Source organism: uncultured Stenotrophomonas sp. (genome assembly GCF_913778665.1).
Classification (GTDB): Bacteria; Pseudomonadota; Gammaproteobacteria; order Xanthomonadales; family Xanthomonadaceae; genus Stenotrophomonas.
The window spans coordinates 20,310-33,346 of the sequence record NZ_CAJYVQ010000007.1; the positions used below are offsets into that span (position 1 = coordinate 20,310).

General features: G+C 66.9%; 11 protein-coding genes. 9 read left to right on the forward strand and 2 right to left on the reverse strand.

Translation table 11 applies throughout. The features are described 5' to 3' along the window. Positions 1 to 7 precede the first annotated feature (7 nt). The 4 genes from QZ853_RS08475 (at position 8) to QZ853_RS08490 (ending at position 4,325) form a co-directional block, all read left to right on the forward strand. On the forward strand, positions 8 to 1,360 hold the full coding sequence (locus QZ853_RS08475; RefSeq protein ID WP_295572061.1) for a metallophosphoesterase family protein: 1,353 nt from the start codon (positions 8 to 10) through the stop codon (positions 1,358 to 1,360). Between the two features lie 10 nt (positions 1,361 to 1,370). Further along, on the forward strand, positions 1,371 to 1,985 hold the full coding sequence (locus QZ853_RS08480) for an inorganic diphosphatase (RefSeq protein ID WP_295571988.1): 615 nt from the start codon (positions 1,371 to 1,373) through the stop codon (positions 1,983 to 1,985). A gap of 88 nt (positions 1,986 to 2,073) precedes the next feature. Continuing rightward, a complete protein-coding gene (locus QZ853_RS08485; RefSeq protein ID WP_295572062.1) occupies positions 2,074 to 3,489 on the forward strand; it encodes a deoxyribodipyrimidine photo-lyase in 1,416 nt (471 codons plus the stop codon). 140 nt (positions 3,490 to 3,629) lie between these two features. Beyond that, positions 3,630 to 4,325, forward strand: a complete 696-nt coding sequence (locus tag QZ853_RS08490; protein ID WP_021203976.1) for an OmpA family lipoprotein — start codon at positions 3,630 to 3,632, stop codon at positions 4,323 to 4,325. A 130-nt stretch (positions 4,326 to 4,455) separates the two neighbouring features. Here the strand turns inward: QZ853_RS08490 and QZ853_RS08495 are convergent, their stop codons facing one another. After that, on the reverse strand, positions 4,456 to 5,181 hold the full coding sequence (locus QZ853_RS08495; RefSeq protein ID WP_295571989.1) for an SDR family oxidoreductase: 726 nt from the start codon (positions 5,179 to 5,181) through the stop codon (positions 4,456 to 4,458). Positions 5,182 to 5,299: 118 nt separating this feature from the next. On the opposite strand from QZ853_RS08495, the gene QZ853_RS08500 reads away from it, so the two are divergent. After that, a complete protein-coding gene (locus QZ853_RS08500; RefSeq protein WP_295571991.1) occupies positions 5,300 to 6,190 on the forward strand; it encodes a LysR family transcriptional regulator in 891 nt (296 codons plus the stop codon). 32 nt (positions 6,191 to 6,222) lie between these two features. Here QZ853_RS08500 and QZ853_RS08505 read toward each other — a convergent pair whose 3' ends face one another. Further along, a complete protein-coding gene (locus tag QZ853_RS08505; RefSeq protein ID WP_295571992.1) occupies positions 6,223 to 7,254 on the reverse strand; it encodes a LysR family transcriptional regulator in 1,032 nt (343 codons plus the stop codon). Positions 7,255 to 7,401: 147 nt separating this feature from the next. On the opposite strand from QZ853_RS08505, the gene QZ853_RS08510 reads away from it, so the two are divergent. The 4 genes from QZ853_RS08510 to QZ853_RS08525 all read left to right on the forward strand — a co-directional run bounded on the left by QZ853_RS08510 (position 7,402) and on the right by QZ853_RS08525 (position 13,009). Continuing rightward, positions 7,402 to 7,629: a hypothetical protein gene (locus tag QZ853_RS08510; RefSeq protein ID WP_005409108.1), complete on the forward strand. Its 228-nt coding sequence runs from the start codon at positions 7,402 to 7,404 to the stop codon at positions 7,627 to 7,629. Continuing rightward, a complete protein-coding gene (locus QZ853_RS08515) occupies positions 7,626 to 8,396 on the forward strand; it encodes an SDR family NAD(P)-dependent oxidoreductase (RefSeq protein ID WP_295571993.1) in 771 nt (256 codons plus the stop codon). The genes QZ853_RS08510 and QZ853_RS08515 overlap by 4 nt, the downstream gene beginning before the upstream one ends. 91 nt (positions 8,397 to 8,487) lie before the next feature. Further along, complete coding sequence (locus QZ853_RS08520; RefSeq protein ID WP_295571995.1) at positions 8,488 to 9,711, forward strand: efflux RND transporter periplasmic adaptor subunit; 1,224 nt, start codon at positions 8,488 to 8,490, stop codon at positions 9,709 to 9,711. A gap of 127 nt (positions 9,712 to 9,838) precedes the next feature. Beyond that, positions 9,839 to 13,009 (forward strand): multidrug efflux RND transporter permease subunit, encoded by a 3,171-nt coding sequence (locus QZ853_RS08525; RefSeq protein ID WP_057493810.1) that lies wholly within the window; start codon positions 9,839 to 9,841, stop codon positions 13,007 to 13,009. The last annotated feature ends 28 nt before the right edge of the window (positions 13,010 to 13,037 follow it).

Consider the following 13,037-nt stretch of genomic DNA (forward strand, 5'->3'; position numbering starts at 1 on the left):
CCGTTGGCTGATCGGCACCTTCACCCTGGGCCTGCTGCTGGCACTGCCGTCGCAGGTGTTCGCGGCCGCCGAGCCGAACACCCAGGTCGTGGCTGGCAGCCGCCACTATGCGGCAACGCCGGTGCCGGACCGCATCGTCGCCTCACCCGCGGCGGATCCCAGTCGCGGTTTTGCCGTGGCCTGGCGCACCGATGGCAGTGTGCAGGCGCCGTTGCTGGAAATCGCCCTGGCTGGTGATTCACCTGCCGTCGAGGGCATCCGCCAGATCCGCGCGACGACCCGTGCGCTGCAGACCGAGAATGGCTCGTCACACCATCATCGTGCCGACGTCGAGGGGCTGCAGCCGGACACCCTGTACGTCTACCGCGTGCAGGGCAACGGCAGCTGGAGTGCCTGGAACCAGCTGCGTACGCTGGCCAGCGCCGAGCAGCCGCTGACCCTGCTGTACTTCGGCGACACCCAGAACAAGAACGTCAGCCATGTCAGCCGCGTGGTGCGCGCGGCGCAGAAGGTGGCGCCGGAAGCGCGGATGAGCTTGTTCGCCGGTGACCTGGTCAGCGGCGGCGACAACATGGACGACAGCGAGTGGGGCGAGTGGTTCGCCGCAGCCGGCTGGTTGGCGCAGGAAACGCTGGTGGCGCCGGCGATCGGCAACCACGAGTACTTCGAGGAATTCGAGGACACCCCGCAGGAGCGCCGCGTGCTGGGCCGGCACTGGCCGGTGACGTTTGCGCTGCCGGGCAACGGCGCCAGCGCTGCGCCGCAGACCAGCTATTGGTTCGACGCGCAGGGCGTGCGGGTGGCAGTTCTCGATGGCACTTCAGCGCTGGATCTGGGCACAGCCAAGGCACAGGCACAGTGGCTGGACAAGGTGCTGGCGGCCAACCCGCAGCCGTGGACCGTGGTGCTGCTGCACCAGCCGTTCTATTCGCCGCGCGAGGGGCGCGAGAATACCGCGCTGCGTGACGAGCTGCTGCCCGTGGTGCGTCGCCACAAGGTGGACCTGGTGCTGCAGGGCCACGATCACACCTACGGGCGCCGTGGCGAAGGGCAGGCCGCGACGCCGCAGTACGTGGTGACCGTGGCCGGGCCGAAGCAGTATCGCCTGTCCGACGAAGCACGAAAGACGATGGCTCCGGTGGCCGAGGACACCCAGCTGTTCCAGGTGCTGCGTATCGACCCACAGCACCTGCGTTATGAGGCGCGCACGGTCACCGGGCGCCTGTATGACGCCTTCGAGCTGCGTCGCGATGCGAGCGGCGGCAAGCAGCGCGTCGAGCTCACCGACGGCCGCATCACGCCGCGTGACTGCCCTCGCGCGCAGACTGCCAAGGGTCGCGCCGATCGCTGCTGGGAATGAGGAGATCCAGATGAAAACCTTTCGCCGTCTTGTGCCCATGGCTGCCATTGGCGGGGCCCTGCTGCTGCTCGCTACTGCGGTGACCGCCGCCGATGGCGTGCTGCACCCGTTCCTGGCGGCGCAGCCGAAGCAGGCGCCGCAGGAAGTGAACCTGGCGGTGGAGATCCCGGCCGGCAGCTTCACCAAGTACGAGATCAAGGAAGATGGGCTGGTGCATGTGGACCGCTTCCAGTCGATGCCGGTTGCCTATCCGGCCAACTACGGTTCGATGCCGCGCACGCTGGCCGGCGACAACGACCCGCTGGACGCACTGGTGCTGACCCGCGAGCCGCTGCATCCGGGCGTGATCGTGCGCTTCCGGCCGATCGGCTACCTGAAGATGATCGATGGCGGCGAGCACGACGAGAAGATCATCGGCGTGCCCACCGACAAGGTTGATCCGAGTTACGCCAACATCCGCGATCTGGCCGATCTGCCGGAGATCGAACGGCAGCGCATCGAGGCGTTCTTCCGTGTCTACAAGGACCTGCCGGCAGGGCGCAATCCGGTGCAGCTCAACGGCTGGGGCAACGCCGCCGAGGCGCGCGCGTTGATCAGCGAGGCGATGCAGCGCTTCAGGCCGTAGATCCAGGCCATGCGTGGATGCCCCGCCCACGCATCGCCTTCACCGCCGCTGGCTATCATGTGCGCCTTCCACAACGAAGGCAGTGTCTGTGTCGGTAGCGTTGGTATGGTTCCGCCGTGATCTGCGGCTGCAGGACAACCCGGCCCTGCAGGCCGCGCTGGATGCTGGCCACGACGTGGTGCCGGTCTACGTCCATGCGCCGCAGGAAGAAGGCGAGTGGGCACCGGGTGCGGCCTCCAATGCGTGGCGCCAGCGTTCGCTGGCGGCGCTGGATGCCGACCTGCGCGCGCGTGGCTCTTCGCTGGTGCTGCGCAGCGGCGACAGCCTGCCGACCCTGCAGGCGTTGATCGAGCAGACCGGCGCTGAAGCGGTGTACTGGAACCGCAAGTACGAGCCGGCCACGCAGCCACGCGATGCCACCATCAAGCGCACGCTGCGCGAGCAGGGCATCGATGCGCAGAGCTGCAATGGCAGCCTGCTGTTCGAGCCCTGGGACATCGCCACCCAGCAGGGACAGCCGTACAAGGTCTTCACCCCCTACTGGCGCAACGTGCTCAGCCATTGGCGCCTGCCCGCGTTGCAGGCTGCGCCGCAGGCGTTGGCGACGCACACGGTCGGCAGCCTCGCGCTGGACGAGTTGCAGCTTGCGCCAACGCTGGACTGGGACACCGGCTTCTGGGAGCACTGGCAGCCGGGCGAGGCCGGCGCGCTGGAGGCGCTGTCGGTTTTCGAGGACGGCGCCCTGCGCGGCTACCGTGAGCAGCGTGACCTGCCGGACCGGGTCGGAACCTCACGCATGTCGCCGCACCTGCATTTCGGCGAGATTGCGCCGTGGCGCATCGCCCACGCGCTGCAAGGGCTGCGCAGCGCCGCTACCGACGCCGACATCGATGGCTACCTGCGCCAGCTGGGCTGGCGTGACTTCGCCTACCACCTGCTGCACCACTTCCCGAAGACACCCACCGACAACCTCAACCCGCGCTTCGATCGCTTCCCCTGGGCAGACCCCACCGCCGCGCAGCTGCGCAACTGGCAGCGCGGCCACACCGGCGTGCCGATCGTCGATGCCGGCCTGCGCGAGCTGTGGCACACCGGCTACATGCACAATCGGGTGCGCATGATCGTCGCCAGCTACCTGTGCAAGCACCTGCGCGCGCACTGGCTGCACGGCGCACGCTGGTTCTGGGACACCCTGGTCGATGCCGACCTGGCCAACAACACGATGGGCTGGCAGTGGGTGGCCGGCACCGGAGCCGATGCCGCGCCGTACTTCCGCGTGTTCAATCCGGTGACCCAGGCCGAGAAGTTCGATCCGCAGGCCCGTTACATCAGCCGTTGGGTGCCCGAACTGGCGGCGCTGCCGGTAAAGGCCCGCTTCGCACCGTGGCAGCATCCACAGTTGCTGGCCGCGCATGCGCCGGGCTATCCGCGCACGCCGCTGGTGGATCTTGCCGCCGGGCGCGACGCCGCGCTGGCGGCTTACCGCCAGTCGGGCGCGGGGTAAAGCGCCGGCCGCGCGAGCCAGTCAGTTAGCTGAACGCGCCCTTGTCGAGCGGAGGGATCATCATCCCGACATCGCATCTGCCTGTTTATCCTTTTTGCGCCCGCAAGCCGCCGGCCCGACCGGAAACCAAGGAGAACCTCATGATCCGCAACACCACCCGCAACGTCGCACTGGCCCTGATGAGTGCGGCCGTCCTGTCGGCCTGCGCCACCGGCGGCTCCTATGTGCAGAGTGACCAGTACGGCAATCCGACCGAGCAGCAGAACCGCACCGGTCGCAATGCGCTGATTGGTACCGCCATCGGCGTCGCCGCCGGCCTGCTGACCGGCGACAGCGCCACCGAGCGCCGCCAGCATGCACTGATCGGTGCCGGTATCGGCGCACTGAGCGGTGCTGCGGTCGGCCAGTACCAGGATCGCCAGGAACGCGCGCTGCGCGAGCGCACCGCCAACACCGGCATCGATGTGCAGCGCCAGGGCGACAACATCATGCTGAACCTGCCGGACGGCATCACCTTCGACTTTGGCAAGTCGACCCTGAAGCCGCAGTTCTACGGTTCGCTCAACGGTGTTGCCGGTACCCTGCGTGAATACAACCAGACCATGATCGAAGTGGTCGGCCACACCGACAGCATCGGCAGCGACGCAGTCAACAACCGCCTGTCGAAGGAGCGTGCCGACTCGGTGGCGCAGTACCTGATCGGCCAGGGCGTGCAGAGCGTACGCATTGAAACCCTGGGTGCCGGCAAGGCATACCCGATTGCCGACAACAGCACCGATGCGGGCCGCGCGAAGAATCGCCGCGTCGAGATCCGCGTGATTCCGCTCAAGCAATAACGCATAGCGTTACTGCGTAAGCTGGTCCGGCCTTCGGCCGGAACGAAAATGCCGCCCTTGCAGGCGGCATTTTTGTGGGTGCCGAGCGTTGCTCGGCACGCCGATAGCCTGCGACGTGGCCTTGCCCACGTCAGATCGTGGCGGTGGGCCGCACCACGATCTCGTTCACATCCACGTCGCTCGGCTGCTCGATCGCAAACCGTACCGCGCGGCCAATCGCATCGGGCTGCAGTGCGATGGCGCGGTACTGCACCATCGCTTCTGCCGCGACCGGATCAGTGATGGTGTCAGCCAGCTCGCTTTCCACCACACCCGGATGAATGCAGGTCACCCGCAGCTCGCGGTGCTCCTGGCGCAGGCCCTCGGAAATCGCACGCACCGCGTATTTGGTCGCGCAGTACACCGCCGCCGTCGGTACCACCGACAACGCACCGATCGAGGCGATGTTGATGATCTGCCCCTGGCCGCGCGCCTGCATGTGCGGCAGCACGGCGGCGATGCCGTGCAGCACACCGCGGATGTTGACGTCGATCATCCGGTCCCACTCGTCCACCTTCAACGAGGCCATCGGCGAGAGCGGCATGACGCCGGCGTTGTTGACGATCACATCAATGCTGCCGAACTCCGCCAGCGCGGCGGCGGCGAAGGCCTCGACCTGCGCGCGCTGGGTCACGTCCAGCGCCTGCACCAGCACCTGCGCACCTTGCCCGCGCAGTTCGTCGGCCAATGCCTGCAGGCGGTCCACGCGGCGCGCGCCCAGCACCAGGCGTGCACCCGGCTGGGCCAGTGTGCGGGCAATGCCGGCGCCGATGCCGCTGGACGCGCCGGTGATGAGGATGGTTCGGGAAACGCTCATGGCAGGACTCCTGATCGGTGGAAAGGGTCGGTCTGGACCCGGTGTCGCCACGGTAGATCGCCCGCATTGTCGCGATAAGATGGCCATTGCCGATCAGCCTGTTAAGAACTGCTAACCAATGTCCGTCGATCTCAATGCCCTTGCCGTATTCCAGCGGGTGGCCGAGTGCCGCAGCTTCACCGGTGCGGCCGACCAGCTGGGCGTGACCCGGTCCGCGGTCAGCCAGACGATCAGCAAGCTGGAGCAGGCGCTGGGCATCGCCCTGGTCCTGCGCACCACGCGCAGCGTCAATCTGACCGACGCTGGGCAGGCGCTGCTGGCGTCGGTGCGCCCGGCGCTGGCCGAACTGGATACCGCACTGGAGGCCACCCAACGGCGCCAGTCCGCAGTGTCCGGACAGCTGAGGCTCGCCGTCTCCTCCATCGCCGAGGCGTTCCTCGCCGGTCCGTTGCTGGCCACGTTCGCGGCACGCTATCCGGCGCTGCAGTTGGACATCACCGTGACCGACGAAGCGTTCGACATCGTCGGCGCGGGCTTCGACGCCGGCGTGCGACTGGGCGAGGTCATTGCGCAGGACATGGTCGCGGTCCCGGTGTCGGCGCGGCAGCGCCAGCTGGTGGTGTGCTCGCCGGGTTATCGCGACGCACACGATCTGCCGACCCATCCGCGCGAGCTGGGGGCCCATCGTTGCATCGGCTGGCGCAGCGCGCCGGGCAGGGCGCCTTATCGCTGGGAATTCGAAGAGCGTGGCCGCGAATTCAGTGTTGATGTGCGGCCGGAAATCACCAGCAACGACATGGGTGTGATGCTCAGGTTGGCATTGGCCGGCGCAGGCCTCGCCATCGGCATGGAAGAGACCTGGCGGCCCTGGCTACAGCGCGGCGAACTGGTTCCGGTGCTGGAAGCCTATTGCCCGTGGTTTGCGGGCTTCTTCCTGTATTACCCCAGCCGCCGCCAGGCCGAGCCGAAGCTGCGCGCGCTGGTGGAACACGTGCTGTCCGAACTGTAGAGTCGAGCCGTGCTCGACTCTACAAGCGGCGGTCATGCCGCCGAAACGGCCACCTTCTCCAGAATGCGCTTGCCGCTGCTTTCCAGCGCCGCGTCTTCCTGCGCCTTCTGCTGCTGCGCCAGCTTCGCGCCCGGGCACTGCGCCAGCATGTAGTTGGCGTCGAAGTTGAGCTTCTCGACCAGGAAGTCGACGAACGCACGCACCTTCGGCGAGACCAGGCGGCCACCGGCGAACACGGCGTTGAAATCCACTTCCGGGCCGGTCCAGCCGGCCAGCACGCGGCGCACCATGCCCGACTCGACGAACGGCTTGGCCATCACATCGCCGGTCAGCAGCAGGCCTTCGCCACACACCAGCGCGCCGTTCAACGCTGACATGTCGTTGGCGGTCATCAGCGGGGTGACCGGGAAATCGCGCAGTTCGCCGCCGTTCTCGCCCAGCTGCCAGGTAAAACGAGGCGAGTTGCCGGTGTGGTAGGGCTTGCGCATGGCCAGGATGCGATGGAACTGCAGCTCTTCCGGGTGCAGCGGTTCGCCGTAGCGTTCGATGTAGGCCGGGCTGGCAAACACTTGCGTGCGCAGGCTGCCCAGCTTGCGTGCGACGAGGTTGGAATCGGGCAGGGCACCGACACGCAGCGCAAGGTCCGCTTCACCTGCAATCAGGTCCAGCTTCTCGTTGCCCATGTGCATGTCCAGGCGGATTTCCGGATACTGCGCATGGAACTGGCCCAGCAGCGGTGCGATCCAGGTGATGCCGATCGAGTAGGGCACGGTGAAGCGCAGCCAGCCGCGCGGGCCGGACTGCAACTGGCTCACCGCGCTCTCGGCTTCTTCCAGCTCGCGCGCGATGCGTTGGCAGTGCTCGTGATAGATCGAGCCGGCTTCGGTCAGGCCGAGGCGGCGCGTGGTCCGGTGCAGCAGGCGCGCGCCCAGGCGCGTTTCCAGTTCCTGCACTTTGCGGCTGACCGTGGTCTTGGGCAGGCCGAGCGATTTGGCAGCGGCAATGAAGCTGCCTTGCTCGACCACCTTGACGAAGATCAGCGTCTCGTTGAGATCGTGGGACATGGTCGGGGGTCCTGGACGTCGGGAATGGGACAATCGTGACAGAACGATTGGACCGGGTGCGGGATGATTATTCCCCTTAATCAGGACTAATCAAGTAAAGGTTTGAGGTCTATCGTGGCGCCATTCGTTAATTGGAGCCCGTCCGCCATGAGCCTGCGCAACATTCTTGCCCGACTCCGGAACGCCGGCCAGAACACCCTGGACCTGGCGATGACCGTCGAAGCCCGTCCGAGTTCCTTGGTGCACAAGGACTTCCGTGAGTTTACCGCGCCCATGCGTCAGCAGCGTGGCGGCGCCATCCGCCTGGCCCCGCATAAGGGCGACCGCCTGCGTCGAATCGGGACTATCCCGGATTTGGGAGGAAATGTCCCGTGAATGGGATACTGACGCCCGAAGTCCTGGTCCTCGGTGGCACCGGTGCGGTCGGCCAGGGCGTGGTCGGCGCATTGCTGGAGGCCGGCAGCCCGGTGCTTGTGGTTGGCCGCGACCCGGGCCGGCTGGCGGCACTGCACGAGCAGTTTGCCGATGAGCCGGGCCTGGAGACGGTGCTGGGTTCGCTCAGCGACGATGGATCGGCGCGCGCGCTGGCCGAACGCATCGCGCAGCGCCCGCGACCGCTGGCGGCGGTGATCGCCGCGATGGGCGGCCCGTACCGCCGCGGCCGGGTGACCGATCGCAACGGTGACGAACTGATGGGCGCGATGCAGGCCGATCTGATGCCGCACGTACACGCGGTGCGTCACCTGCTGCCGCTGCTGCAGGACAACGTGCACGCGCGCCGCTACGTGATGATCGGCAGCCCGGCCAACGCCAAGCCATGGGCGGGCTACGGCGAAACCTCGATCACCACCGCCGCACTGCGCATGTATGCGCAGGTGGTGCACCAGGAAGCGCAGGCGCTGGGCGTGCGCGCGCAGATGCTGGAAGTGTGCAGCCCGGTGTGCACCCCGGCCAACGCGGCCAACGCCTGCATCGAGTGGCCCAGCTCGCTGCTGGTCGGCCGCCGCGTGGTCTCGCTGCTGGATGGTTGCCGTGACAACCGCGCCATCGTCCGCTGTGACAGCAGCGATGCCGAATTGCCGCGCGGCCTCCTGCGCCTTGAAGTTCCTCCTTTGTGGCGCGATACCGCCGGCGTCGCTTGACCTCGACCTTGGTTGAGGTCGCAGTATTCGCCGCCGCTCTTTGCAACACGTTCTCATATAGCTGTACCACCCCTCCGTACGGATGCATGCCATGACTTCCCCCAATACCACCCCACATCGTTTCGGCCATCGCATTGCGATGGTCGGCGTGTCGATCCTCGCCGCAGCCGTACTGGCGGCCTGCAGCGGCGGCCATGCCGAAGAAGCCGGTGCGCCGCCGCCGCCGCAGGTCAGCGCCGCGCCGGTGCTGGTCAAGCAGGTCAGCCAGTGGGACGAGTTCAGCGGCCGCGTCGAGGCGGTGCAGAGCGTTGAACTGCGTCCGCGCGTTTCCGGTTACATCGACAAGGTCAACTATGTCGAAGGCCAGGAAGTGAAGAAGGGCGAAGTGCTCTTCACCATTGACGCCCGCAGCTACCAGGCCGAGTACGATCGCGCTGCCGCCGAACTGGCCCGCGCACGTACCCAGGCCACGTTGGCGCGCAGCGAGTCCGAGCGTGCCAAGCGCCTGTCCGAACAGCAGGCGATCTCCACCGAGACCGCCGAGCAGCGTCGTGCCGCCGCTGACCAGTCCGGTGCCGCCGTGCAGGCCGCGCAGGCGGCGCTGGATGCGGCCCGCCTCAACCTGGAGTTCACCAAGGTGCGTGCACCGATCGACGGCCGTGCCGGCCGCGCGATGGTCACCGCCGGCAACCTGGTCACCGCCGGCGACAGCGCCAGCGTGCTGACCACGCTGGTTTCGCTGGATACCGTGTTCGTTTACTTCGATGCCGACGAAAGCACCTTCCTGCGCTATGCCCAGATGGCACGCAAGGGCGAGCGCCCGAGCGAGCGTGACAGCGAGCTGCCGGTGAAGGTCGGTCTGTCCGGTGAAGAAGGGTACCCGCACGCGGGCAAGGTCGACTTCCTCGACAACCAGGTCGCGCGCAGCACCGGCACCATCCGCGTCCGCGCTCTGCTGGACAACGCCGACCGCCAGTTCACGCCGGGCCTGTTCGCCCGCGTGCAGCTGCTCGGCAGTGGCCAGTTCCAGGCCATGCTGATCGACGACAAGGCCGTGCTGACCGACCAGGACCGCAAGTACGTGTACGTGGTCGACAAGGATGGCAAGGCCCAGCGCCGTGACATCCAGCTCGGCCGCACCGCCGACGGCCTGCGCATTGTCGAGCACGGCCTGGCCGCCGGCGACAAGGTGATCATCGACGGCGTGCAGAAGGTCTTCATGCCGGGCATGCCGGTGCAGGCCAAGGCGGTGGCGATGCAGCCGCAGGCTGCGCCGGCACCGGGCCGCGATGCCACCGCCGCCCTGAAGCACTGATCCGCCGTCTCCTGATCCGCGTTTCCGCTTAGCTGCCGGCGCCAGCGGCAGCCGTCCCTGCCTTCGTCATCCCGGCGAGGGGCAGGGTGGCTGTTGCCCGCCGGCGGCCTTTCCCAGGAATTCCTCCATGGACTTTTCCCGTTTCTTCATCGACAGGCCGATCTTCGCGGCGGTGCTGTCGATCGTGATCTTCGCCGCAGGCCTGATCACGATTCCAATCCTGCCGATCAGCGAGTACCCGGAAGTGGTGCCGCCGTCGGTGGTCGTGCGCACGGTCTATCCGGGCGCCAACCCCAAGGTCATTGCCGAGACCGTTGCCACGCCGCTTGAAGAAGCCATCAACGGCGTCGAAGGCATGATGTACCTGAAGTCGGTCGCCGGTTCCGACGGCGTGCTGCAGATGACCGTCACCTTCCGCCCGGGCACCGACCCGGACGCGGCGGCGGTGAAGGTGCAGAACCGCGTGGCGCAGGCGCAGGCGCGCCTGCCCGAGGACGTGCGCCGGCAGGGGGTGACCACGCAGAAGCAGTCGCCGACCTTCCTGATGGTGGTGCACCTGACCTCGCCGCAAGGCAAGTACGACACCCTGTACCTGCGCAACTACGCACGCCTGCACGTCAAGGATGCGCTGGCGCGTATTCCGGGCGTGGGTGACGCGCAGATCTTCGGTGGTGGCGACTACGCCATGCGCGCCTGGCTGGACCCGGACAAGGTAGCCTCGCGCGGCCTGACTGCCAGCGATGTGGTGCGTGCCATGCGCGAGCAGAACGTGCAGGTCTCGGCCGGCCAGCTTGGCGCCGAACCGCTGCCGGACAGCAAGTTCCTGACCCTGATCAACGCCCAGGGCCGGCTGAAGACCGAAAAGGAATTCGGCGACATCGTGCTCAAGAGCGGCACCGATGGCGAGATCGTGCGCTTGGCCGACGTGGCCCGCCTTGAACTGGGTGCCGGTGACTACACCCTGCGCTCGCAGCTGGATGGCAAGAACGCAGTGGGTATCGGTATCTTCCAGTCGCCGGGCGCCAACGCGCTGGAGATCCGCGACAAGGTCATCTCGACGATGGACGAGATGCAGAAGACGATGCCGGCCGACGTGAAGTACGAAGCCGTGTATGACACCACCATCTTCGTGCGCGACTCGATCAAGGCCGTGGTCTCCACGCTGCTGGAAGCGATCGCGCTGGTGGTGCTGGTGGTGATCCTGTTCCTGCAGACCTGGCGCGCGTCGATCATCCCGCTCATCGCGGTGCCTGTGTCGGTGGTGGGCACCTTCGCTGCGCTGTACCTGCTGGGCTTCTCGATCAACACGTTGAGCCTGTTCGGCCTGGTGCTGGCGATCGGCATCGTGGTCGACGACGCGATCGTGGTGGTGGAGAACGTCGAGCGCAACATCGAAGAGGGCCTGTCGCCCACCGCGGCGGCACACCAGGCCATGCGTGAGGTGTCCGGCCCGATCGTGGCGATCGCGCTGGTGCTGTGTGCCGTGTTCGTGCCGATGGCGTTCCTGTCCGGTGTCACCGGACAGTTCTACAAGCAGTTCGCGGTCACCATCGCGATCTCCACGGTGATCTCGGCGATCAATTCGCTGACCCTGTCACCGGCCCTGGCCGCGCGCCTGCTTAAGGCCCACGGCGCACCGAAGGATGGCCCGAGCCGGCTGATCGACCGCCTGTTCGGCTGGGTGTTCCGGCCGTTCAACCGCTTCTTCAAGTCCAGCTCGGAGAAGTACGAGCGTGGCGTGGCCCGCATCCTCGGCCGTCGTGGCGCGGTGTTCGTGGTCTACGCGATCCTGCTGGTCGGTACCGGCGTGATCTTCAAGCTCGTGCCGCCGGGCTTCATCCCGACCCAGGACAAGCTGTACCTGATTGCGGGTGTGAAGCTGCCGGAAGGTTCGTCGATCGCACGCACTGATGAAATGCTGCGCAAGGTCGCCAAGATCGCCCAGGAAACCGATGGTGTCGCCCACACCATCTCGTTCCCCGGTCTGAACGCGCTGCAGTTCACCAACACGCCGAACACCGGTGTGGCGTTCATCCCGCTCAAGCCGTTCGCCGAGCGCCATGGCCGCACCGCCGCGCAGATCAATGCCGAGATCAACCAGAAGATCGCCGGGCTGCAGGAAGGCTTCGCGTTCGCGATGATGCCGCCGCCGATCCTCGGCCTGGGCAACGGCAACGGCTACCAGATGTTCATCGAGGACCGCGGCAACCTGGGCTACGGTGCGCTGCAGAACGCCGTGCAGGCAATGCAGGGCACTGTTGCGCAGACCCCGGGCATGGCCTTCCCGATTTCCAGCTACCAGGCCAACGTGCCGCAGCTGGATGCCGAGGTGGACCGCGTCAAGGCCAAGGCACAGGGCGTGCAGCTCACCGAACTGTTCGACACGCTGCAGACCTACCTGGGCTCGGCCTACGTCAACGACTTCAACCAGTTCGGCCGTACCTGGCAGGTGATCGCCCAGGCCGACGGTCCGTTCCGCGAGACGGTCGAGGACATCGGCAAGCTGCGTACCCGCAACGACCGCGGCGAGATGGTGCCGATCGGTTCGATGGTCACCATCAAGCAGACCTTCGGTCCGGACCCGGTGCTGCGCTTCAACGGCTATCCGGCCGCTGACCTCGCCGGTGAAGCCGATCCGCGCCTGCTGTCCTCGGCCGAGGCGATGAACAAGCTGACCGAGATCGCCGGCAAGGTACTGCCGGTGGGCATGGCCACCGAATGGACCGACCTGAGCTACCAGCAGGCGACCCAGGGCAAGGCCGCGTTCATCGTGTTCCCGGTGGCGATCATGCTGGCCTTCCTGGTACTGGCCGCGTTGTACGAAAGCTGGTCGCTGCCGCTGGCGGTGATCCTGATCGTGCCGATGACCCTGCTGTCTGCGCTGTTCGGCGTGTGGTTGACCGGCGGTGACAACAACGTGTTCGTGCAGGTCGGCCTGGTGGTGCTGATGGGCCTGGCGTGCAAGAACGCGATCCTGATCGTCGAATTCGCCAGAGAGCTGGAGATGGGCGGCAAGGGCATCGTTGAAGCCGCGCTGGAAGCCTGCCGCCTGCGCCTGCGCCCGATCGTGATGACCTCCATCGCGTTCATCGCCGGCACCGTACCGCTGGTGCTGTCGCACGGTGCAGGCGCCGAGGTGCGCTCGGTGACCGGCATTACCGTGTTCGCCGGCATGCTGGGCGTGACCCTGTTCGGCCTGTTCCTCACCCCGGTGTTCTACGTGGCGCTGCGCAAGCTGGTTACCCGCAACGGTGGCGGCCAGCTGGTGCAGCACGGCGAACCGACCATCCACCACTGATACCGAACTCCGCCGCCGGTCGTTGGCC

Coding starts and splice junctions, on each gene's coding strand:
- QZ853_RS08480 (WP_295571988.1), top strand. CDS start 1,371: ATGAAAACCTTTCGCCGTCTTGTGCCCATGGCTGCCATTGGCGGGGCC.
- QZ853_RS08490 (WP_021203976.1), top strand. CDS start 3,630: ATGATCCGCAACACCACCCGCAACGTCGCACTGGCCCTGATGAGTGCG.
- QZ853_RS08495 (WP_295571989.1), bottom strand. CDS start 5,181: ATGAGCGTTTCCCGAACCATCCTCATCACCGGCGCGTCCAGCGGCATC.
- QZ853_RS08500 (WP_295571991.1), top strand. CDS start 5,300: ATGTCCGTCGATCTCAATGCCCTTGCCGTATTCCAGCGGGTGGCCGAG.
- QZ853_RS08505 (WP_295571992.1), bottom strand. CDS start 7,254: ATGTCCCACGATCTCAACGAGACGCTGATCTTCGTCAAGGTGGTCGAG.
- QZ853_RS08510 (WP_005409108.1), top strand. CDS start 7,402: ATGAGCCTGCGCAACATTCTTGCCCGACTCCGGAACGCCGGCCAGAAC.
- QZ853_RS08520 (WP_295571995.1), top strand. CDS start 8,488: ATGACTTCCCCCAATACCACCCCACATCGTTTCGGCCATCGCATTGCG.
- QZ853_RS08525 (WP_057493810.1), top strand. CDS start 9,839: ATGGACTTTTCCCGTTTCTTCATCGACAGGCCGATCTTCGCGGCGGTG.